Source organism: Rhizobium sp. 05N430 (assembly GCF_056396985.1).
Window position 1 is genome coordinate 425704 of sequence record NZ_JBFTMO010000003.1, and the last position, 20572, is coordinate 446275.

Genomic DNA, 20572 nt, shown 5'->3' on the forward strand with positions numbered 1-20572 from the left:
AGCCTCGAGGGCTTGCGGCCCAAGCTTACTTGAAACGGTAGGTGATACGGCCCTTGGTGAGGTCGTAGGGGGTCATTTCCACAAGAACCTTGTCGCCCGCCAGAACGCGGATGCGGTTCTTGCGCATGCGGCCGGCCGTGTGGGCGATGATTTCGTGCTCGTTTTCAAGCTTCACGCGAAAAGTCGCGTTCGGCAGAAGTTCGGTCACGATACCCGGAAATTCAAGGACTTCTTCTTTAGGCATATAAGGCTTTTCTTCCTGTCGGTTGAGATGGCGGACTTGCGCCACCTTAAAATTTGGGCGGAAACTACACAATCAACGGTCATTTGTGAACCTTGTTGATCGGGCTTTCTTCCTTTTGTTTTAGGCCGATTGCGCGGCAATGCCGTTTCGTCTGAGTAGCCGGCTCTCGATCAGCGCTGCAATGTGATCCCGCACCTCTCTGTAGGCATCGAGAATCTGGTCGCGGCTGCCGGTTTCGCCGGTCGGATCCATGGTCGGCCAATACACCACTTCAACGGCGTTGGCACGCGTCAGTTCCAGCGCTGCGTGATGAGCCTGCGGCGACAGCGTGATGATCAGGTCGAAATAGTCGTCCTCGAGTTCCTCAAGCGTCTTCGGGAGGTGGCGGCCGAGCGACAGGCCGATCTCCTCAAGTACGGCATCGACGAAGGGATCACGCTCGCCGGCGCGAACGCCTGCCGAGCGTATATAGGTATTGGCGGGCAGCATGCTCCGGGCGATTGCCTCGGCCATCGGCGAGCGGATGGCGTTCATGCCGCACATGAAGAGGATCGCGCCCGGCGCCTTGCCTTCTGCGGTGAGCGGAGCCGGCTCCATCCCGGTCATCCGCGCCAGTAGAGCACGCAGACCAGCGTGAAGATGCGCCGCGCGGTGTCGAAATCAACGTCGATCTTGCCCTTCAGCCTGTCCTTCAGCGTCTGCGAACCCTCATTGTGGATGCCGCGGCGGCCCATGTCGATCGCTTCGATGCGGCTTGGCGAGGCCGAACGGATCGCTTCGTAATAGCTTTCGCAGATCATGAAATAGTCTTTCACGATGCGGCGGAACGGCGTCAGCGACAGGATATGGGTGGCAACATCACCGCCCTCCTCCGTCCTGATAACGAAGACCAGCTTGCTGTCGACGAGCGAGATGTTGAGCTTGTAGGGCCCGCCCGGATGACCGGCGGGCTCGAAGGTATTTTCCTCGATCAGATCGAAGATGGCGACGGCGCGCTCGTGCTCGACATCGGGCGTCGAACGGCCGATCGTGTCGTCGAGGACGACATCAGAAAGCCGGAAGTCGCCCTTCGCCATGCCTCACCTTTCGAGATTGAGGCGGATCGCGACCGATCGCGCATGAGCGTCGAGGCCTTCGGACACCGCCAAGGCGATCGCCGCCGGGCCAAGCTCGCGCAGCTGCTGCGGGCCGAGGCGCAGGATCGATGTGCGCTTGACGAAATCGAGCACTCCAAGGCCGGACGAGAAGCGCGCCGAACGCGCCGTCGGCAGCACGTGGTTAGAGCCGCCGACATAATCGCCGATCACTTCAGGCGTATGCGCGCCCATGAAGATCGCGCCGGCATTGCGGATGCCCGGGAGAAGCGCATCCGGATCGACGACCGCCAACTCCAGATGCTCCGGCGCGATGCGGTTTGCGAGCGGGATGGCGTCCTTCAGATCCTTGACGAGGATGATGGCGCCGAAATCGCGCCAGCTGGCGGCAGCGGTCTCGGCGCGGTTCAGCGTCTTCAACTGGCGCTCGACGGCGGCCTCGACAGCCTTGGCGAAGCCAGCATCATCGGTGGCGAGGATCGCCTGCGAGCTCGCGTCATGTTCGGCCTGGGCCAGAAGATCGGCAGCGATCCAATCCGGATTGTTGTCCTTGTCGGCAATGACCAGCACTTCAGAGGGTCCGGCGATCATATCGATGCCGACAGTACCGAACACGTGGCGCTTGGCGGCGGCGACATAGGCATTGCCGGGGCCGGTGATCTTGGCAACGGGTGCGATGGTCTCCGTGCCATAGGCAAGTGCGGCGATCGCCTGTGCGCCGCCGACACGGTAGATTTCGGAGACGCCTGCGAGCTTCGCCGCAGCCAACACGGCCGGATTGACGACGCCCCCGGTTGCCGGAACGGCGATGACGATGCGATCGACGCCGGCGACTTTGGCCGGAACGGCGTTCATCAGCACCGAACTGGGGTAGCTCGCCGTACCGCCTGGAACATAAAGGCCGACGGCTTCGATCGCCGTCCAGCGCGAACCGAGGCCGACGCCCATGGCGTCTTCGTAAATATCGTCTTTCGGCAGCTGGCGGGCGTGATGGGATTCGATGCGAACGGCGGCGACCTTCAGCGCGCCCAGCACTTCGGCCGGGACTGCCTCGACGGCAGCGTCAATCTCGGCCTCAGTGACGCGCATCGGCACCTTGGCATAATCGATGCCGTCGAATTTCTTCGAATATTCAGCAAGGGCCACATCGCCACGGGCGCGCACGTCATCGATGATGGCGCGCACCGCGATGTTGACGTCTTCGGAGACCTCGCGCTTGGTGGTCAGAAAAGCGGCGAAACGCTGCTCGAAACCATCCGATGCCTGATCCAGCCAGATTGCCACGCTCAATTTCCTTCCAAACCAACGCTAAACATCAAACCGCGCAGAGACGATCGTCAAGCGCCCGGATGGCGCGGCTTGGAGGCGGTTTCCCATGCTCCGCCGATATCTGCAAGCTGAACTTCGATGCATTCGACATCGAGAACGATCTCGGCCGCACCCGACAGCGTGATTTCGATCGTGCCCTCTGGCCCCTCGCCCTTCGGCTCGAAAACGACCGACAGCAGTGAAAGCACTTCGTCGCGGCGCTTGCGGTCTATGCCGGTGGAGCGGACGGCGAGAACGCGCTTGAAAACGAGAGCGGCGCGGCGGCGCTCGAAGCCCTTGCGCTTGCCGCCAGCCTCTTCCCAGACGAAGCGGTTCGCGGCAAAGGCGAACTGGCCGTCCTTGGGGGACCAAGCGATGTCGCCGATCTTGAAAACGGCGTCCTGCAGATGCGCGGAGACCACAGCAAGGTCTTCACTGTCGAGTGCAAGAAGCTTCAGATCGGTCATGCAGGCTGTACCCCCGGTCGATGATGCCGCATCGCCGGTATGGCGATGCGTTAGACAAGGGAAATAGGACGCCTGAGGGCAATGCGCAACAGCTATGCGGCAATGCCCGCAGGGGAAAGCAAAGGGCGGAAACCGCCCTTCCCTTATTCGCTGACGCGTTCGACGATGGCGCCGCAGCGGGTGAGCTTTTCTTCCAGCCGCTCGAAGCCGCGATCGAGGTGATAGACGCGCGACACCATGGTCTCGCCTTCAGCGGCAAGACCGGCGATGACGAGCGAGACGGAGGCACGCAGATCGGTTGCCATCACAGGCGCACCCTTCAGCCGCTGAACGCCTTCGATTTTCGCCGTCTGGCCGGACAGAGAAATCTTGGCGCCGAGGCGGGCCAGCTCCTGCACATGCATGAAGCGGTTTTCGAAGATGGTTTCGGTGACATGCGAGACGCCGGACGAACGGGTCATCAGCGCCATGAACTGTGCCTGCAGGTCGGTCGGGAAGCCCGGGAAGGGATCGGTGACCACATCGACGGGCTTGATGCCGGCGCCGTTGCGCTTGATGCGCACGCCGCTGTTGGTCGCGGAAACATCGGCACCGGCGCGGCGCAGCGTTTCGAATGCGGTTTCGAGCAGTGCCATGTCGGTGTTTTCGAGAACGACGTCACCGCCGGTCATGGCAACGGCCATGGCATAGGTGCCAGTCTCGATACGGTCCGGCAGAACGCGGTGGCGGGCGCCGGAGAGCGACTGCACGCCTTCGATGGTGATGGTCGGCGTGCCGGCACCTGATATCTTGGCGCCCATGGCGATCAGGCAGTTGGCGAGATCGACGACTTCAGGCTCGCGGGCGGCATTGCCGATGACAGTCGTGCCGCGGGCAAGCGTTGCCGCCATCATCATCACATGGGTGGCGCCGACCGAGACCTTCGGGAAAGTGTACTTGGCACCGATCAGGCCGCCCTTCGGCGCCGTGGCGTTGATATAGCCGCTGTCGATTTCCAGGTTGGCGCCGAGCGCCGTCAGGCCTTCGAGGAAGAGATCGACAGGACGCGTGCCGATGGCGCAACCGCCCGGCAGCGAAACGCGGCACTGTCCCTCGCGCGCCAAAAGCGGACCGATGACCCAGAAGGAGGCGCGCATCTTCGAGACCAGCTCGTAAGGGGCGGTCGTATCGACGATGGTGCGGCAGGTGAAATGGATGGTGCGCGAGTAGGCGTCGTCCTGGCGCTCGCGGCGGCCGTTGACGGCAACGTCGACGCCGTGATTGCCGAGGATGCGCATGAGCAGCTCGACATCGGCCAGATGCGGCACGTTTTCGAGCGTCAGCGTGTCGCTGGTCAGCAGAGACGCGATCATCAGCGGCAGTGCTGCATTCTTGGCGCCGGAAATCGGGATGATGCCGTTAAGCTCATTCCCGCCGACAATTCTGATACGATCCATGGGGGCTTACGGGCTGCGCCCGCCTTTCCTGAAAGTTCTGCCTTTAAAAGGGATGGGGGTCTTTAGACGAATTCCCGCGACGCTTCAATTCGCCGCGGAGCCAACATTACGATTCGTCCATTTTTGCGGCAGGCAGGCCAATCGTCTCGTCTGCCTGCCCGGAACGGCGCGCCCGGACCTGCTGCTTGCGCTTCGAAAGATTTTCCCGGAGTTTTTCCGCAGCCCGCTCGCGCCGCAGCCGCGCCTGCTCCTCGATTGCCGCCTTGCGGCCATTTACAGGCTTGTCGCTATTGTCTTCCATGCATTCTGCTTAGCGGATTCCCGCTCCCGCCAAAAGGCCTTCCTCGTTAATCCACGCGAAGTTGGAAATTGCGGCTTGCGCTTGTCCGGAACCTGTGGCAATAGGCGCCCCGTCCACGCAACACAGCCTGATGGCTCGAAGCGTTCCTGGTCCTGCTGCCGTAGCTCAGTGGTAGAGCACACCCTTGGTAAGGGTGAGGTCGGTGGTTCAATCCCACTCGGCAGCACCAGTTTTTCTTCAGATAATCCACGCACCCCCGGCTTACGCCGATCCTGCACAGTTACCTGGAATGTGCCGTCGCCAACATGAATGGCGGTACCGCTCCAACAGAGCAATTTATCAAGTTTCAGACCTCCCCCTTTTCTTTGACTTGTTGCCCCATAGTTAAATCCCTGTCGCCGAAAGGCTTTTTGGATAGGAGTGGGGATAAATGGGTGCTTCGATACTGATCGGTATTCTGATCACGTTTCTCGTCATCATTCTCGTATTGTACTTGGTTCAACGCCTGCCGATCGATGGCCGCACACGGCAGATCGTGCAGATTATCGTGATCATCATCGGTATCGTGTCGCTGCTGAAATACCTAGCTGTCTTCTAGGATCTGGGGCCCGGCTTTTGCCGGGCCACAATTCCCGCACGGGGCACGGCCACACTTTCGCCCTCGGCATCTCCTCCAATGTGAGGTGGCCGATCTGTCCAAGTTCAGTTCAAATCCCCCATTGCGACCAATGAATAACCCGCTAATATACCCTCAACACGAGCCCTTCGGGAGGAACACGAGGGGCGTTGTGCGCGTTTGGCGTAAACACTGGAGGAATACGCCTATGGCAACTGACAGATGGGATAGTCCGGTCAAGGTCGGCTTCGAGGATACCGATGCCCGTACCGTCAACGGTCCGTTCGATGCATTGAAGTGCCTTGCCGATCTCTGGCCCGCGGCGCGCGGTCTGCGTTATCTGAAAGCCCGCAGCACCTGCCGCGCAGCGCTTGACGGCCGGAAGACGGCGGAAGAGGCGCGGCTGGAGTTCGTGGCGGCGGCCGAAGAGGCGAAGCTTAGGCTTCACTGACCGGCGACAGCTTCGGCCCTAAACAGCGACCCTGACGGCTGCGTGCCGGAACGGGACGGCTGTTTATTTTCATTTAACCAACGGTGAAGGACGGGCTGGATAGCCCAAGTATTGCCGTTGCGCGCCGGCGCAGGCCGACAATAAAACATCGACAGCCATCATGATGATGGTCAGAGGCTCGTCACCCTCTGCTTATGCAGACGAGCCTCGAACAGAGATAATTTGCGGAAATACTTCGGATATTTCACACTTTCAACAGCCGGTATCGCTCCGGCTTTCGACTTCCACATAGCCGACGCCCATGATCGTGCCATCAGGCGCGCGGATGAAGGACGGCACGTAATGCGCCTCTGCCGGCTGGCAGGCGACGGTGCTGGTATATTCGTTCAGCGCCATCTGATCCTGCGGCAGGGCCGAGTAATAATCGACATCGGTTTCGAGAGAGGCGGATGCGGGAATGGCAAATGCGGCGCATGCAATAAACAGGGCTGGAACCCCCAGACGGATGCAGGTCCTCATGACTATCTCCAGCGTTGAAATCCGCCCAATCAACCCTTGAAGGGCGGCTTTGGTTCCCCGCTTTTCTTCGCACGATTTCACGCGCACTTGCCGGAACTTTTCGGGCAGCCGGTCTGTTCAATAGGGTTGAGAACAACGTGACCGGACGAAGTACAATTAATCATGAAAACACTGATGCTGATCATCGTCGCGCTCATGGTGGCATCCGTTCTCAGTATTCTCGTCATCAAGCCCTTCGAGCAGGGCGGCAGCAACGATGACACGCCGCCGAAAACGATCCAGCAGCCGGAGCCAAAGTAGCGCACCATTCTGCCCCCGCAAATTTCAACGCTCTCTACTTGGCGAAGCGGATCTCTGGCGCCATATCAATGAAGGGGCTGAAGGGGCAACTGTCATGTTCAAGGTCATCGTTCCGGTTTTCACCGCCGCCGCCATGCTGGTGGCCTGCAGCGCTGCCGATAGCGGCGCCGGGCCGACGCCTATCCCGGGCAGCCTCACCTATGGCGGCCCTGCCCGCTCCAAGCTGACGAAATCGCCACCAGGCAGCTATGTCTATAACAGCTTCTACAATTCGAGCGGCCAGAAGGTGCAGGAGACCTATATCCTGCAGCCGGACAGGACACTGAAACTGACGCGCCAGGAAGTGGTTTCCGACTTCGTCTACTGACGCGCGCTTGACAGGAATCACTATCAAGAACATTCAAGGAACGTCTTATTTGTCCGTGCCGCTCTGCCGCGCGGGCGCCAACCGGACGGCTGGATGTATCTCGAGAAGCTCAACCCGCAACAGCGCATGGCCGTGGAGCATGGAACGCTCACCGAGGGCAGCCATGTCGCGGGACCGCTGCTGGTCATTGCCGGTGCCGGTTCCGGCAAGACGAACACGCTGGCGCACCGTGTCGCGCATCTGATCGTCAAGGGTGCGGATCCGCGCCGCATCCTGCTGATGACCTTTTCACGGCGGGCGGCCTCCGAGATGGCGCGGCGCGTCGAGCGAATCTGCGCCGAAGTTCTCGGCGCCAATTCCGGCATCATGGCCGATGCGCTCGCCTGGAGCGGCACGTTTCACGGTATCGGCGCGCGGCTGTTGCGCGACTATGCCGAGCAGATCGGTGTCGATCCTGCCTTCACCATCCACGATCGGGAAGACAGCGCCGACCTGATGAACATCATCCGGCACGATTTCGGCTTCTCGAAAACCGAGAACCGCTTCCCGACCAAGGGGACGTGCCTCGCGATCTATTCCCGCGTCGTCAATTCGGAGGGTGAGCTGCCGCTGGTGCTGCGCGATGCCTTTCCCTGGTGCGCCACCTGGGAGAACCAGCTGCGCGATCTCTTCGGCGCCTATGTCGAAGCCAAGCAGGCGCAGAACGTGCTCGATTACGACGATCTGCTGCTCTACTGGGCGCAGATGGTGGCAGAGCCAATGATTGCCGAGGATATCGGCAGCCGCTTCGATCATGTGCTGGTCGACGAATATCAGGACACCAACCGGCTGCAGTCCTCTATTCTGCTGGCGCTGAAACCAGGCGGACAGGGCCTGACCGTCGTCGGCGACGATGCGCAGTCGATCTATTCCTTCCGCGCCGCGACGGTGCGCAACATTCTCGACTTCCCGGCCTCGTTTACGCCTGCCGCCAATATCGTCACGCTCGACCGCAATTACCGCTCGACGCAGCCGATCCTGGCAGCCGCCAATGCCGTCATCGACCTTGCCTCCGAGCGTTTCACCAAGAACCTCTGGACGGAGCGGCAATCGGCCGAGCGGCCGCGCCTGGTGACCGTTCGCGACGAGGCCGATCAGGCGCGCTTCGTCGCCGACAAGGTGCTGGAGAACCGCGAGGAAGGCGTCAAGCTGAAGAGCCAAGCGGTGCTGTTTCGCGCCTCGCATCACAGCGGTGCGCTGGAGGTGGAACTCACTCGGCGCAACATTCCCTTCGTCAAGTTCGGCGGGCTGAAGTTTTTGGATAGCGCGCATGTCAAGGACATGCTGGCGGCATTGCGCTTTGCGCTCAATCCGCGCGACCGTGTCGCCGGGTTCCGGCTGATGCAGATCCTGCCGGGCGTCGGCCCCTCGACGGCGCAAAAGACGCTTGATCACATGGCCGCCGATCCGAGCCCGATCCAGGCGCTTGCCGAACTGGCCGCACCGCCGCGCTCGGGCGACGATTGGACGGCTTTCGTTTCCGTGATGCAGGAGCTGAAGACTGGCAAGGCCGGGTGGCCGGCCGAGATCGGGCTGGTGCGCGAATGGTATCAGCCGCATCTAGAGCGGCTGCACGAGGATGCCTCGACGCGTCAGGCCGATCTGCTGCAGCTTGAGCAGATCGCCGCGGGCTATCCGTCCCGCGAGCGCTTCCTGACGGAACTGACGCTCGATCCGCCGGACGCGACCAGCGATCAGGCGGGTGTGCCGCTGCTCGACGAGGATTACCTGATCCTCTCCACCATCCATTCGGCCAAGGGGCAGGAATGGACCAAGGTGTTCATGCTGAACGTGGTGGATGGCTGCATTCCCTCCGACCTCGCGGTCGGCAGCAGCGCGGAGATCGAGGAAGAGCGCCGCCTGCTTTACGTCGCGATGACACGGGCCAAGGACAATCTCGATCTCGTCGTGCCGCAGCGCTTCTTCACCCACGGACAGAATGCGCAAGGCGACCGGCATGTCTATGCCTCCCGCACCCGCTTCATCCCGGCAACGCTGCTGCAATTCTTCGAGGTCTGCGGCTGGCAGCAAGCGAAGGCCGAAACGGCGGCCAGCCAGCAGGCGCGCCAGGTGCGGATCGATGTCGGCGCACGCATGCGCGGCATGTGGCGCTAAAAGACCAAGGGCTCGACGCGGCCGAAAAACGGCGCGAGGGCTTCAGGGCCGACCGCCGAGACATCCGCCGGTTTCCATTTCGGATTGCGATCCTTGTCGATGACGGCGGCGCGAACGCCCTCATAGAAGTCGGGCGTCTTCAGGATCTGCATGCAGGCAGCCAGTTCCCGGTTCAGACATTCGGCTAGATCGGCGCTGACCTTGCCAGCGCGCAGGAGCCTCAGCGTGACCTTCAGACTGGTCGGCGAGCGCTTGAGGATGGTGGCGCGCGTCTCGGCAGCGAAATCGTCCTCCTCCGCCTCCAGTGCCGCAACGATCTCCTCGACGCTGTCGAAGCCGAAGGTCCGGTCGATGACCTCACGATGATGCTGCAGGCGGCCGGCATGCGGATGGATGGCGAGATGTTTCAGCAGCGCATCGACCGCGGTCGAAGACGATCTGATCGGCATGCGGGCCAAAGCATCGATCATCTCGGGCAAGCGGCCAGAAGCAATCTTGACGTCGGCAAGCCCGACATAGAGCGCATCCGTGGCATTCATTTCCAGACCGGTCAGCCCTGCCCAGGTGCCGGTTTCGCCGGGCATGCGCGGCAGCAGCCATGTGGCGCCGACATCCGGAAAATAGCCGATCCCGGTTTCGGGCATCGCAAGCCGCGTGCGCTCGGTCACAACCCGGTGGCGGCCATGCGCCGAGAGACCGACGCCGCCGCCCATGGTGATACCGTCCATGACGGCGATATAGGGTTTGGGGAAATGGGCGATGCGATGGTTGAGCGCGAATTCCTCACGCCAGAAGGTTTCAGCCTCCTCTGAGCCCGCAAGGCCGCTCTGGTGGAGGGCACGGATATCGCCGCCGGCGCAGAAGCCGCGCTCGCCCTCGCCTGTGACGACGATGCTCGCAACCGAAGGATCGGCCTCAAACTCGTCGAGCGCCGTGTCCAGCATGCGCACCATGGTCAGCGTCAGGCTATTCAGCGCCTTGGGACGGTTGAGGCGGATGATACCCGCGCTGCCGCGCCGTTCGATGAAGACTTCCCGGTCGGATGTTTTATGCATGGTCGCCACGCCTTTGTTGATCAGATATCAATAGACAGGCGCGGCACTTCGTTCCAGTGGGATCAGTAAGGCAGCATCGCGTGCAGAGGTTCCTGGCCGATCATCAGGCCGTCGCGCTGCAGCGCATAGTCGATCGCCGCATCGAGCTTCAGCGGTCGCGAGAAATGGTAGCCCTGCGCCAGCCGCACGCCCATCGCCCGAAGACCGTCGGCAACCTCTTCGCTCTCCACGCCTTCGGCAACCGATGCGATGCCGAGGTTCTGGCAGAGATTGGCGACGGAGCGGGTGATGTTCATCGAACGGATGTCGCGATCGAAATTCATCACGAAGGCCTTGTCGATTTTCAGCTTGTCGAAGGCGAGACGATGGATGTGGCTGAGGCTGGAAAAGCCGGTGCCGAAATCGTCGAGCGCAATCGAAATGCCGGCGGCGCGCAGGACGCCGATCACTTGGTCGGCCGTGTCGAAATCGGAAAGCAGCGCCGTCTCGGTGATCTCGAACTCGATACGCTTGGGATCAACGCCGGAGCGATGGATCATCGCCAGGAGAGCCATCGATGTCTCGTGGTCGCAGATATCGCGGGCCGAAAGGTTGAACGACAGGCGCAGATGATCGGGGATCTGCTTCAGCGCGTCGAGCGCCTGACCAAACAGCACACGGGTCATCCGGCCGATGACGGCCGTACGCTCGGCGGCTGGAATGAAGGCATCCGGGCTGATGCGGCCGAAGCGGGCACTGTCCCAGCGCGCCAAGGCCTCGTAGCCGACGACGCGGCCGCTCTTGAGCTCGATGATCGGCTGGTATTCAAGCGACAATTCGCTGGCGAAATCGTTGGCCTGCAGCTCAAGCTCGATGAGATAGCGCTGGGTCAGGATTTTCTCGTGTTCAGCCGAGAAGAATTCGACGCCGCCGCGGCGCTTGCTCTTCACCTGATAGAGCGCGAAGTCGGCCTTTTCGTAGAGGTCTTCGGCCGAGAGATCGCCACCCTCGGGATAGACGATGCCGCAGGATCCCGAGACGCGCACCGAGCCGTCGGGGATTTCGAAGGCCTCGTGAACGGAGGCGCAGAGGGCCTGGCCGAGATCGGCAGTCGCTCTGCGGCTGATGCCTTGCGGGAAAATAATGCCGAACTCATCGCCGCCGAGACGGGAAACGACAGCCTCGCTGCCGGCAAGCGCGGTGAAGCGGCGCGCGGTTTCCTTAAGCACGAGATCGCCCGCCGAATGGCCGAAGATATCGTTGACGGGCTTGAAGCCGTCGAGGTCGATGATGCCGATAACCGGCGGCTCCTTTGGCTGCTCTTGCAGAATGCGCTCCAGCGACAGGAAGAAGCTGCGGCGATTGGCAAGGCCGGTCAATTGATCCTGAAGCGCGTTGCGGCTGTTGACGAGGTTCAGCTCATGGGCTTCGGCCTGCTTCTTCTCCAGCTCCTCGGTCATCTGCACGAGACCGGCGAAATTCTGGAAGTAGCTGTTGATCACCCGCAGGAACGGAAGGATCAGGAACAGACCGCTGACGGCGGTGGCGATGAAGACAGGATTTCCTGACGACAGGAAGGTCAGCACCATGGCCGTGAAGGTGATGACCGTGGTGATCATCGCCGCGACCGGCAGGTGCATGAGACAGAAGACGCAGGAGATACCTGTCACAACGAGGAAGTAGGCGATCTGGCCCTGCTGGTAGGCATCGCCGTAGCTGTAGAGCGCAACGGCCCAGGCGCCGAAGGCGATGGTGAGAATGCAGGAGCCGGCGATCGTCACGCGCATCACCTTGTAGGCGCGTTCAGGCGTGACGTTTTCCTTGCCGTTGATCTCCCACCAGCAGAGGCGGAACAGACAGGCGACACTGAGGCCGGTCGGGATATAGAGCGACAGCCAGAGCGGCGCGGTCTTGATGTGGGTGATCGCGACAGCCAGCGAATTGATGATCAGCAGGACATAGAGAATCGGGATCTGTGTCGACAGAGCCTGAAACTGTGCCATCAAGAACTTCGGGTTGTCTTTTTGCAGCCGTAGCGAAGCGATGAAGCTTTTCATTGTCCCTTTTCCCTTGACCATAAAACAGCCAGAGAAAGCTTGATTTTTTCTTATTTACGCCAGCGCTAGCCCTCTATCCTCAGACAGATGGTAAACACCATGTTAGCGCGATCAGAACGATGCGGCGGCGAGTTCGCGGTAGATGCCCTGGAGATCGCCGACGCGGCGCTGGGTCAGTTCCAATTCCCAATCAAGCGCGCTGCGAACGATGGTTTCCAGCGAGTCATGCTTCGGAGCCCAATCGAGCAAGCGTCGCGCCAGCGTTGCATCGGCAACGACGCTGGCGGAATCGCCCGGGCGGCGTGGCGCCATGTGGATCTTGAACGAGTGGCCGTGGACGCGGGTGACCATGTTCAGCACATCGAGAACCGAATAGCCTGAACCATAACCACAATTGGCGACCAGCGAACCCTTGCCCTTGCGGAGGTGCTGCAGCGCCTTCAGATGCGCCTCGGCGAGATCGGTCACATGGATGTAGTCGCGCACACCGGTGCCATCATGCGTTGGATAGTCGACGCCATAGACGGCGACGCTGTCGCGCTTGCCGAGTGCCGCCTCGCAGGCGACTTTGATCAGATGTGTTGCGCCATTGGCGGACTGACCGGCGCGACCCTCGGGATCGGCACCCGCAACGTTGAAATAGCGTAGGGCCACGTAGTCGAAGTCATAGGCTGCAGCCGCATCGCGCAGCATGAACTCGGTCATCAGCTTCGACTGGCCGTAAGGGTTTTCCGGACTGAGGCTGGCGGTCTCCTTGACCGGATCGGAACTCGGCTGCGGTCCATAAACCGCAGCGGTCGATGAGAAGACGAAATGGCGCACGCCGGCTTCGATAGACGCGCTGAGCAACGCGCGCGTCTTGCCGGAATTGTTGTCGTAATAGGAGAGCGGATCTGAAACCGACACCGGCACGACAGCGGAACCGGCGAAATGGATGATCGCCTCGATATCGTTTTCGATGAAGATGGTGCGGAGGATTTCGGGGTCCGCGACGTCGCCGAGATAGAAGCGGGCGGCAGGCGCCACGGCCCAACGGAAGCCGGTGGATAGGCGATCGAGCACGACCACCTCTTCACCCGCCTCAAGCAGTGTCCAGACCATATGGCTGCCGATATAGCCAGCGCCGCCCGTCACCAAGATTGCCATGTCCCGCATTCCCTGTTTTGTCGCACAGGGGCATCAGACGGATTTTACCTTTCGGATTCTCTTATCAAAGGCCCGTTTTGGGCCGTTCCGGCGGGTAAGTTTGCGGCTGTGGTTAGAGGCCGATTTCGGCTTTCGCTACAATTTTATCGAACCGGCCAAATACGGGGCAGATGCCCGGCTGATGGCGCCGGGCATTCCGATCTCAGCGGGTCATGATGTAGTCGCAAAGGCGCTCGGCGGCGGTGCGAACCTGGGCCGGATCGCGCAGGAAACAGGCGCGCAGGAAGAGCTCGCCGCCCGCGCCGAAAGCCGCACCCGGCGCCAGGCCGACACCGGTCTTGTCGACGATATCCAACGCCGCCTTGCGGCTGTCGGTGACGCCGTCAATCTTGAGGAAGGCATAGAGAGCGCCATCGGGCTTCAGCGTCTCGACGCGATTGGTGGCAATCAGGGCGTCGCAGAGGATATCGCGGGCTTCGGTGGCCTTGCGAACGTTGGCGGCGACGAAATCGTCGCCGTGGTTGAGCGCTGCGACGGCGCCCTTCTGCATGAACTGCGCAACGCCCGAGGTCGAATATTGGATCAGGTTTTCCAGCACCTGTCCGGTTTCCGGCGGACCAACGATCCAGCCGACGCGCCAGCCGGTCATCGACCAGTTCTTCGAGAAGGAATTGACGAAGAAGATCTTGTCGCCCGGTTCCATGACGTCGAAGAACGAGGGCGCGCGGCCGCCGGCGTAGAAGTAGCGCGCATAGATCTCGTCGGCCATGATCCATAGGCCGTGCTTGCGGGCAATCTCGAGAATCTGTGTCAGATCCTGCTTCGTCGCCGTCCAGCCCGTCGGGTTCGACGGCGTGTTAACGAAGAGGCCCTTGGTCTTCGGCGTGATCGCGGCTTCGATGCGGTCGAGATCAACCGCCCATTTGCCGCCTTCGAACTGAAGCTCGACGCCCACCGAACGGGCGCCGGCGATTTCGAGTGCGGCTGCGATATTCGGCCAGGCGGGCGTCAGATAGGCGATCTCGTCGCCCGGCGAGGTCATCGCCTGCACGGCGATCTGGATCGCCTGCATGCCGGAGCCGGTGACGTAGAAATGTTCCGGCGAGAGCGTCACGCCGAAATGGCGGGCGTAGTAATCGGAGAGTGCCTGGCGAAGCTCTGGTATGCCGCGCTGCCAGGTGTAGAAGGTTTCCCCGGCCGCCAGTGCATCCATCGCCGCCTTGCTGATAAAATCAGGGGTCGGAAGATCGCCCTCACCGACCCAAAGGGGCAGCAGACCTTCGCGGCCGCGGGCGTAATTGACGACTTCGACGATCCCGCTTTCGGGTGCCGTGATGGCGCGCGGGCTGAGGCTATTGACGATCGACATGAAGGACTCCGGTTTTGGACTTCATAGAACAAAACCCGGCGCAAATCCCAATGAGAAAGCGTGATGTCACATCGATTTTCGTGATGGATCGAGCCCTGCCTGATGGCAGGGCTCAAAGGCACTGAAATCAGGCCGGACGCTTGGCCAGAAGATCGCGGATTTCCGTCAGCAGCGCCACGTCTGCCGGCGGCGGCGCGTCTTCCGCAGCCTTCTCCTCGTTACGCTCGATCTGCTTACGCAGCATGTTTACGGCCTTGACCATCAGGAAGATGATCCATGCGAGGATGAGGAAGTTGATGAGGACGGTGATGAAATTGCCATAGGCAAAGACGGCGCCCTGCGCGCGGGCGGCAGCCAGCGTCGGTGCGTTGACGGCCGATGAGAGACCAATGAAATAGTTCGAGAAGTCGAAGCCGCCGAAGATAGCACCGACGATCGGCATGATGATGTCGTCGACAAGCGACTTGACGATACCGCCGAAAGCGCCGCCGATAATGACACCGACCGCCAGGTCCATGACGTTACCGCGGGCAATAAACGCTTTGAATTCGTTGAGCATCCGATCTGTCTCCCTCTGATGCGCACTCACTGACAGTCCGTGCTTTATTAGCTACATGTCCGCCATAATTATTCAATTGTTAATTTTGAATAACCACTTCTTCCGGCGTCTTGGACTTAAGGTCTAGACCGCCCCGATTTCCAAAGGCGGGCATTTCCCCTAATCTTTGAAACTCAAGGGGCCCGGCGAACAGTTCGCCGGTGGAGGATCGATGCTTCCTGGCTGGGTCATAATCGCGTCTGCCTTCGGCTACATGCTGCTGCTGTTTGCCGTCGCGAGCTATGGCGATCGCAAAAGCCGCCGGCTCGGCACGCAGGAGGGCGGCTGGCCGGTTGTCTATGCGCTCAGCCTGGCGATCTATTGCACGTCCTGGACCTATTTCGGCGGCGTCGGCCTTGCCTCCCAGCACGGTCTCGAATTTGCCGGGATCTATATCGGACCGATCCTGGTCTTCACGCTCGGCATGCCGTTCCTGCGGCGGATCATCGAGCTTGCCAAAGCCGAGAAGCTGACGTCGGTCGCCGACTTCATCGCGGCGCGCTACGGGAAAAATTCGACCGTCGCGACGATCGTGGCACTGATCTCGCTGGTCGGCGTCATTCCCTATATCGCGCTGCAGCTGAAGGCGATTTCCAGCACCGTTTCTGTTGTCGTGAACCCGCGGGATTACGGCATCGGCAGCGGCAATCTCTACTTCCTCGATCTGCCGCTGATCGTCACCCTCATGCTTGCCTGTTTCGCGGTGATGTTCGGCACCCGCCACACGGATGCGACCGAGCATCAAGACGGGCTGATCCTCGCCGTCTCGATGGAATCCGTCGTCAAGCTCATCGCCTTTCTCACAGCCGGCATCTGCGTCATCTGGTTCCTGTTCGACGGGCCAATGGACCTCTGGGAGAAAAGTGCGGCGAACCCCTTGGTCACAGCAGCGCTGGATTACCAGACGCCGATCAGCCGCTGGATCGTGCTGACGCTGCTCTCAGCCTTTGCGATCATCATGCTGCCGCGGCAGTTCCATGTGACCGTCGTCGAGAACAGGACGGCCAAGCAGCTGAGGCTCGCGGGCTATCTGTTCCCGCTCTATCTCGTCGCTATCAATCTCTTCGTCCTGCCGGTGGCGATCGGCGGGCTGCTGACCTTCGGCGGCGCCGGCAATGCCGACCTCTATGTGCTCTCGCTGCCGCTTGCCGGGCAGATGCCCGTGGTCTCGCTGATCACCTTCATCGGCGGCTTTTCGGCGGCGACCGCGATGGTGATCGTCGATTCCGTGGCGCTGTCGATCATGGTGTCGAACGACATCATCATGCCGATCTTCCTGCGCCGGAAGCTCGCCGGGCGCGCCAACCAGCGCGACGACTTTGCCAAGACACTGCTCAACATCCGCCGCAGCGCCATCTTCGCCGTCCTGCTGCTCGGCTATGCCTATTACCGCTCGACCGACAGTACGGCGGGCCTCGCCTCGATCGGCCTGCTCTCTTTTGCGGCGATCGGACAGATCGCGCCGGCGCTCTTCGGCGGCCTCGTGTGGCGGCGGGCAAATGCCCGCGGCGCGATCCTCGGGCTGACCTCCGGCTTCGTCATCTGGTTCTATCTGCTGTTCCTGCCGTCGCTCGGCGGGCCTGATTATTCCTATATCGCCAGCGGCTTCCTGGGTTTCCTGTTTCCCGGAACGACCGTTTTCACCGCACCGGATGCCGACCCTCTCGTCAACGCAACCACGATGAGCCTGCTGGTCAACACGGCTTTCTTCATCGTCGGCTCTATGACGCGCAATGCCCGGCCGCTGGAGCGCATCCAAGCGGGCATCTTCGTCAAGCGGCAGTCGCGCTCGCAGTTTGCGACGCGCGGCTGGAAAACGCGGATCAGCGTCGGCGATCTGAAGGCCGCCATCGCCCGCTATCTCGGCGAGGAACGGATGCAACGCTCGCTTGCCACCTACGAGCAAAGCTCCGGCCGCAAGCTGGAAGACGACCAGCCGGCCGACATGGCGCTGATCCATTTCAGCGAACAGCTGCTCGGCAGCGCCATCGGCTCGTCTTCGGCAAGGCTGGTGCTGTCGCTGATCCTTCAGAAGATCGAGGATGCGTCGTCGGATACGGCCTGGCTGCTCGATCAGGCCAGCGAGGCGCTGCAATATAACCAGGACATGCTGCAGACGGCGTTGTCGCAGATGGACCAGGGCATCGCCGTCTTCGACAGTTCCAACCGGCTGACGATCTGGAACCGGCGCTTCCGCCAGTTGCTCGACCTGCCTGAAGATGTCGGCCGCGTCGGATTTCCGCTATCCGAGATCGTCGCCATTCTCGGCCAGCGCGGCGATATTCCGGCCGCCGATCTGGCGCAGACGGTCCGCCACTTCCAGACGCTCGACAAGCCGTTCTCGCTGGTGCTCGGCGGCGGCGACAGCATCATCGAAGTGCGCTCCAACGCCATGCCTGACAAGGGCATCGTCGCCACCTTCACAGACATTACCCAGCGCGTCGAGGCCGACAGGGCGCTGAAGCAGGCGAACGAAACGCTGGAGCAGCGCGTTGCCGAACGCACCGCCGAGCTGACGCGGGTGAACCACGAGCTCGGCGAAGCGCGTGCTTCGGCCGACGAGGCCAATATCGGCAAGACCCGGTTCTTTGCCGCAGCCGGCCACGACATCCTGCAGCCGCTGAATGCCGCGCGGCTCTATTCATCGGCGCTGGTCGAGCGCATGGCGCAATCCGACAACGGGCCGATCGTCCGCAACATCGACTCGGCGCTTGAATCCGTCGAGACCATTCTCGGCGCCGTACTCGATATCTCGCGGCTCGATACCGGCGCCATGCGGCCGCGGCTGACGACGGTGCCGTTGTCGGATCTTCTCCAGCGGATCGAGACCGATTTCGCGCCGATCGCCCGCGAGAAGAAGCTGAAGCTGGTGGTGATGCCGACCACGCTCAAGGTGCGCTCCGACCCGAACCTGTTGCGCCGCCTGGTGCAGAACCTCGTCTCCAACGCCATCAAGTATACGCTGACCGGCAAAGTGCTCGTCGGCGTGCGCCGGCGCGGCGACAAGGTGGTGATCCAGGTGATGGATTCGGGCATCGGCATTCCGCCCTCGAAATTCCGCACCGTCTTCAAGGAATTCGCCCGCCTCGACGAAGGCGCCAAGACGGCAACCGGGCTGGGGCTTGGGCTTTCGATCGTCGATCGCATCGCCCGCGTTCTGAACCATCCGGTGGAACTGCACTCGACGCATGGCAAGGGAACCGATTTCCGCATCGCCATGCCGCTCGACACGACGAAGCTCGGGGCAGCGCAGGTTGCGGCCGTCAGCACTGAACGTCAGGCGCAGACGCTCCGTGGCCTGAAGATCCTCTGCATCGACAACGAACCGAATATTATCGAGGGCATGCGCCTTCTGATTTCCGGCTGGGGCTGTGAGGTGCAATCGCTGGCTTCACTCGCCGAAGTGGCGGACTTCCATGCGCCGGCGCCGGACCTTGTTATCGCCGACTATCACCTCGACGACGGGACCGGCATTGCCGCGATCCTCGATCTGCGCCAGCGCTTCGGCGCCGAGCTTCCGGCACTGCTTCTGACAGCCGACCGGACACTCGAAATCCGGGCTGAAGCCGAACGCCACGGGATTGCCGTGCAGCACAAGCCGGTACGCCCGGCGGCACTGCGCGCCTTCATCACGCAGATTTCGGGCCAGAAGCGGGCAGCCGCGGAATAAAGTCTCCCCAGAGAACCTGCCTGCCGGACCGCCGTTGCCATGCGCGAAAACGCAAGCGCGGCGGTTGTACAAAAGATCACCGCCGGTGCCCGCAATGGTAGGCTAATGCAAAAGGCTGAATTGCAATAGCGTGCGATCCATCGCCTCATTGAGCCGGGCAATCTTCTCCACCTCATCGACACGGGTCCGCCCTGGGCCCTGGCAAAGCTTTGGTTCCACATATGCGCCTGATTGTCGTCAATGACGTTTCCGTTGTCCGGGGTGGCGCCACCAAGGTTGCCATCCAATGCCTGGAAGCCTGTGTCGATGCCGGGGTCAACTGCACCTTCTTCGTCGGCGACGACGGGGCGGGGCTGAAGGAATACGGGCTTGATGTGCGCACCATCGCGCTCGGCGAGAAGCCGCTGCGCGACGGCCCTGCGATCGCCAATATCTTCGACCGGCATTTCAACAAGCGGGCCTATGAGGCGCTCTCAGGGCTGCTCAAGGAATCCACCGACGAGACGGTGGTTCATGTTCACGGCTGGAACCAGATCCTCTCGCCCTCGATCTTCCATGCGCTGTCGCAGAGCAATGCGCGCGTCATCATCACCGCCCATGACTTCTTCCTCAACTGCCCGAATGGCGGCCTGTTGAACTACAAGAGCGGCGAGATTTGCGGCGTGACGCCGATGTCTTTCGGCTGCCTGACCACCAATTGCGACAAGCGCAACTATCTGCACAAGCTCTGGCGCTTCCGCCGAACGCTGGCGCAGGCCGGTGTCGGCGAGGCCTTCTGGGAGCGGATCGAGGTAATCCTCGCGCATGAGAACATGGAAGTCTATCTGACGCCCGGGCCGCTCAAGCATTTTCAGACACTGCGAACGCCAACCGAACCGCTGACCCGCCAGCCGACCGAACCGTGGCTTCGCGAGCGCATCATGTTTCTCGGCCGCATGACCTGGGAGAAAGGCGTGCGCACGCTCGGCGAGGCGCTCAGGATGACCGGCCAGGCCGCGACGCTGATCGGTCGCGGGCCGCTGCTCGAGGAGATGCAGAAGACCCTGCCGCATTGCTGGGTTCCCGGCTGGCTGGATGATGCGACCGTCGCCAGGCTTGCCGGCGAGGCGCGCGTTTTCATCATGCCGTCGCGCATGCCGGAGCCCTATGGGCTTGTTGCCGCCGAGGCGATCATGAGCGGGATACCGCTGATCGTCAGCAGCAATGCGCTGATCTCCGAAGAGATCGCAGCGAATGGCGCCGGGCTGGTGTTCAAGAGCGGCGATGCCGCCTCGCTCGCCGACGCACTCGGCAAGGTGAAGAACGACAGTCTTGTCGAAAAGCTCACCGAGGGCGCCCGCGCCTTCGGAAAGAAGATCGCGCCCTCCCGCCAGGAATGGGACCGGAAGATGATCGCGATCTACACGGGGGAAAATGCCTTTCTTGCGGCCTAGGAGGGATC

Annotated in this window: 20 protein-coding genes and 1 tRNA gene; 8 read left to right on the forward strand and 13 right to left on the reverse strand. The window is 61.6% G+C overall.

Annotated features, from left to right (window positions below):
- Positions 1–25: 25 nt before the first annotated feature.
- The 7 genes from infA to AC1DJO_RS09565 form a co-directional block, all read right to left on the reverse strand.
- Entirely contained in the window at positions 26–244 is a 219-nt protein-coding gene (gene infA / locus AC1DJO_RS09535) for a translation initiation factor IF-1 (RefSeq protein ID WP_003545338.1), read from the reverse strand.
- A gap of 120 nt (positions 245–364) precedes the next feature.
- Positions 365–850 carry an arsenate-mycothiol transferase ArsC gene (locus AC1DJO_RS09540; protein ID WP_477970083.1) on the reverse strand — a complete coding sequence of 162 codons (486 nt, stop codon included), beginning with the start codon at positions 848–850 and terminating at the stop codon, positions 365–367.
- On the reverse strand, positions 847–1320 hold the full coding sequence (locus AC1DJO_RS09545; RefSeq protein WP_112387551.1) for a UPF0262 family protein: 474 nt from the start codon (positions 1318–1320) through the stop codon (positions 847–849). The genes AC1DJO_RS09540 and AC1DJO_RS09545 overlap by 4 nt, the downstream gene beginning before the upstream one ends.
- Before the next feature lie 3 nt (positions 1321–1323).
- Complete coding sequence (gene hisD / locus AC1DJO_RS09550) at positions 1324–2622, reverse strand: histidinol dehydrogenase (protein WP_477970085.1); 1299 nt, start codon at positions 2620–2622, stop codon at positions 1324–1326.
- A gap of 53 nt (positions 2623–2675) precedes the next feature.
- Positions 2676–3113: a DUF2948 family protein gene (locus AC1DJO_RS09555; protein WP_112387549.1), complete on the reverse strand. Its 438-nt coding sequence runs from the start codon at positions 3111–3113 to the stop codon at positions 2676–2678.
- Between the two features lie 143 nt (positions 3114–3256).
- On the reverse strand, positions 3257–4549 hold the full coding sequence (gene murA, locus AC1DJO_RS09560) for a UDP-N-acetylglucosamine 1-carboxyvinyltransferase (RefSeq protein WP_477939131.1): 1293 nt from the start codon (positions 4547–4549) through the stop codon (positions 3257–3259).
- 106 nt (positions 4550–4655) lie between these two features.
- A complete protein-coding gene (locus tag AC1DJO_RS09565; protein ID WP_477970087.1) occupies positions 4656–4850 on the reverse strand; it encodes a hypothetical protein in 195 nt (64 codons plus the stop codon).
- 154 nt (positions 4851–5004) lie between these two features.
- Between AC1DJO_RS09565 and AC1DJO_RS09570 the strand changes: the two genes are divergently transcribed.
- The 3 genes from AC1DJO_RS09570 (at position 5005) to AC1DJO_RS09580 (ending at position 5917) form a co-directional block, all read left to right on the forward strand.
- Positions 5005–5079, forward strand: a tRNA-Thr gene (locus AC1DJO_RS09570).
- Between the two features lie 201 nt (positions 5080–5280).
- A complete protein-coding gene (locus AC1DJO_RS09575) occupies positions 5281–5448 on the forward strand; it encodes a Thivi_2564 family membrane protein (RefSeq protein ID WP_112387546.1) in 168 nt (55 codons plus the stop codon).
- A gap of 226 nt (positions 5449–5674) precedes the next feature.
- Complete coding sequence (locus AC1DJO_RS09580; RefSeq protein ID WP_112387545.1) at positions 5675–5917, forward strand: DUF982 domain-containing protein; 243 nt, start codon at positions 5675–5677, stop codon at positions 5915–5917.
- Between the two features lie 252 nt (positions 5918–6169).
- Here the strand turns inward: AC1DJO_RS09580 and AC1DJO_RS09585 are convergent, their stop codons facing one another.
- Positions 6170–6436 (reverse strand): hypothetical protein, encoded by a 267-nt coding sequence (locus tag AC1DJO_RS09585; RefSeq protein ID WP_477970089.1) that lies wholly within the window; start codon positions 6434–6436, stop codon positions 6170–6172.
- Between the two features lie 162 nt (positions 6437–6598).
- Here AC1DJO_RS09585 and AC1DJO_RS09590 point away from each other — a divergent pair, with 162 nt between their 5' ends.
- From AC1DJO_RS09590 to AC1DJO_RS09600, 3 genes are all read left to right on the forward strand, one after another.
- Positions 6599–6736: a hypothetical protein gene (locus AC1DJO_RS09590; protein WP_162698714.1), complete on the forward strand. Its 138-nt coding sequence runs from the start codon at positions 6599–6601 to the stop codon at positions 6734–6736.
- Between the two features lie 133 nt (positions 6737–6869).
- Positions 6870–7103 carry a hypothetical protein gene (locus AC1DJO_RS09595; protein WP_477831509.1) on the forward strand — a complete coding sequence of 78 codons (234 nt, stop codon included), beginning with the start codon at positions 6870–6872 and terminating at the stop codon, positions 7101–7103.
- Positions 7104–7196: 93 nt separating this feature from the next.
- The gene (locus AC1DJO_RS09600) at positions 7197–9257 is read left to right on the forward strand and encodes an ATP-dependent helicase (protein ID WP_477970091.1); all 2061 of its coding nucleotides are present in this window, start codon (positions 7197–7199) and stop codon (positions 9255–9257) included.
- Here AC1DJO_RS09600 and AC1DJO_RS09605 read toward each other — a convergent pair.
- From AC1DJO_RS09605 to mscL, 5 genes are all read right to left on the reverse strand, one after another.
- A complete protein-coding gene (locus AC1DJO_RS09605) occupies positions 9254–10312 on the reverse strand; it encodes an enoyl-CoA hydratase/isomerase family protein (RefSeq protein ID WP_477970093.1) in 1059 nt (352 codons plus the stop codon). The two genes, AC1DJO_RS09600 and AC1DJO_RS09605, sit on opposite strands and share 4 nt — an antisense overlap.
- Positions 10313–10374: 62 nt before the next feature.
- Positions 10375–12348, reverse strand: coding sequence for a putative bifunctional diguanylate cyclase/phosphodiesterase (locus AC1DJO_RS09610; RefSeq protein ID WP_477970095.1), 1974 nt, complete (start codon positions 12346–12348; stop codon positions 10375–10377).
- Between the two features lie 111 nt (positions 12349–12459).
- Positions 12460–13494 carry a UDP-glucose 4-epimerase GalE gene (gene galE, locus AC1DJO_RS09615; protein WP_477970097.1) on the reverse strand — a complete coding sequence of 345 codons (1035 nt, stop codon included), beginning with the start codon at positions 13492–13494 and terminating at the stop codon, positions 12460–12462.
- A gap of 202 nt (positions 13495–13696) precedes the next feature.
- Positions 13697–14863, reverse strand: a complete 1167-nt coding sequence (locus tag AC1DJO_RS09620; protein WP_477970099.1) for a pyridoxal phosphate-dependent aminotransferase — start codon at positions 14861–14863, stop codon at positions 13697–13699.
- Positions 14864–14990: 127 nt separating this feature from the next.
- Positions 14991–15422 (reverse strand): large conductance mechanosensitive channel protein MscL, encoded by a 432-nt coding sequence (gene mscL, locus AC1DJO_RS09625; protein WP_112387538.1) that lies wholly within the window; start codon positions 15420–15422, stop codon positions 14991–14993.
- A gap of 211 nt (positions 15423–15633) precedes the next feature.
- Here mscL and AC1DJO_RS09630 point away from each other — a divergent pair, with 211 nt between their 5' ends.
- Both AC1DJO_RS09630 and AC1DJO_RS09635 read left to right on the forward strand, forming a co-directional pair.
- Positions 15634–19131 carry a hybrid sensor histidine kinase/response regulator gene (locus tag AC1DJO_RS09630; RefSeq protein WP_477970101.1) on the forward strand — a complete coding sequence of 1166 codons (3498 nt, stop codon included), beginning with the start codon at positions 15634–15636 and terminating at the stop codon, positions 19129–19131.
- Positions 19132–19352: 221 nt separating this feature from the next.
- Positions 19353–20564 (forward strand): glycosyltransferase family 4 protein, encoded by a 1212-nt coding sequence (locus tag AC1DJO_RS09635; RefSeq protein WP_477970103.1) that lies wholly within the window; start codon positions 19353–19355, stop codon positions 20562–20564.
- Positions 20565–20572 lie beyond the last annotated feature (8 nt).

Coding starts and splice junctions, on each gene's coding strand:
- infA (WP_003545338.1), bottom strand. CDS start 244: ATGCCTAAAGAAGAAGTCCTTGAATTTCCGGGTATCGTGACCGAACTT.
- AC1DJO_RS09540 (WP_477970083.1), bottom strand. CDS start 850: ATGACCGGGATGGAGCCGGCTCCGCTCACCGCAGAAGGCAAGGCGCCG.
- AC1DJO_RS09545 (WP_112387551.1), bottom strand. CDS start 1,320: ATGGCGAAGGGCGACTTCCGGCTTTCTGATGTCGTCCTCGACGACACG.
- AC1DJO_RS09555 (WP_112387549.1), bottom strand. CDS start 3,113: ATGACCGATCTGAAGCTTCTTGCACTCGACAGTGAAGACCTTGCTGTG.
- murA (WP_477939131.1), bottom strand. CDS start 4,549: ATGGATCGTATCAGAATTGTCGGCGGGAATGAGCTTAACGGCATCATC.
- AC1DJO_RS09565 (WP_477970087.1), bottom strand. CDS start 4,850: ATGGAAGACAATAGCGACAAGCCTGTAAATGGCCGCAAGGCGGCAATC.
- AC1DJO_RS09575 (WP_112387546.1), top strand. CDS start 5,281: ATGGGTGCTTCGATACTGATCGGTATTCTGATCACGTTTCTCGTCATC.
- AC1DJO_RS09580 (WP_112387545.1), top strand. CDS start 5,675: ATGGCAACTGACAGATGGGATAGTCCGGTCAAGGTCGGCTTCGAGGAT.
- AC1DJO_RS09585 (WP_477970089.1), bottom strand. CDS start 6,436: ATGAGGACCTGCATCCGTCTGGGGGTTCCAGCCCTGTTTATTGCATGC.
- AC1DJO_RS09590 (WP_162698714.1), top strand. CDS start 6,599: ATGAAAACACTGATGCTGATCATCGTCGCGCTCATGGTGGCATCCGTT.
- AC1DJO_RS09595 (WP_477831509.1), top strand. CDS start 6,870: ATGCTGGTGGCCTGCAGCGCTGCCGATAGCGGCGCCGGGCCGACGCCT.
- AC1DJO_RS09600 (WP_477970091.1), top strand. CDS start 7,197: ATGTATCTCGAGAAGCTCAACCCGCAACAGCGCATGGCCGTGGAGCAT.
- AC1DJO_RS09605 (WP_477970093.1), bottom strand. CDS start 10,312: ATGCATAAAACATCCGACCGGGAAGTCTTCATCGAACGGCGCGGCAGC.
- AC1DJO_RS09610 (WP_477970095.1), bottom strand. CDS start 12,348: ATGAAAAGCTTCATCGCTTCGCTACGGCTGCAAAAAGACAACCCGAAG.
- galE (WP_477970097.1), bottom strand. CDS start 13,494: ATGGCAATCTTGGTGACGGGCGGCGCTGGCTATATCGGCAGCCATATG.
- AC1DJO_RS09620 (WP_477970099.1), bottom strand. CDS start 14,863: ATGTCGATCGTCAATAGCCTCAGCCCGCGCGCCATCACGGCACCCGAA.
- mscL (WP_112387538.1), bottom strand. CDS start 15,422: ATGCTCAACGAATTCAAAGCGTTTATTGCCCGCGGTAACGTCATGGAC.
- AC1DJO_RS09630 (WP_477970101.1), top strand. CDS start 15,634: ATGCTTCCTGGCTGGGTCATAATCGCGTCTGCCTTCGGCTACATGCTG.
- AC1DJO_RS09635 (WP_477970103.1), top strand. CDS start 19,353: ATGCGCCTGATTGTCGTCAATGACGTTTCCGTTGTCCGGGGTGGCGCC.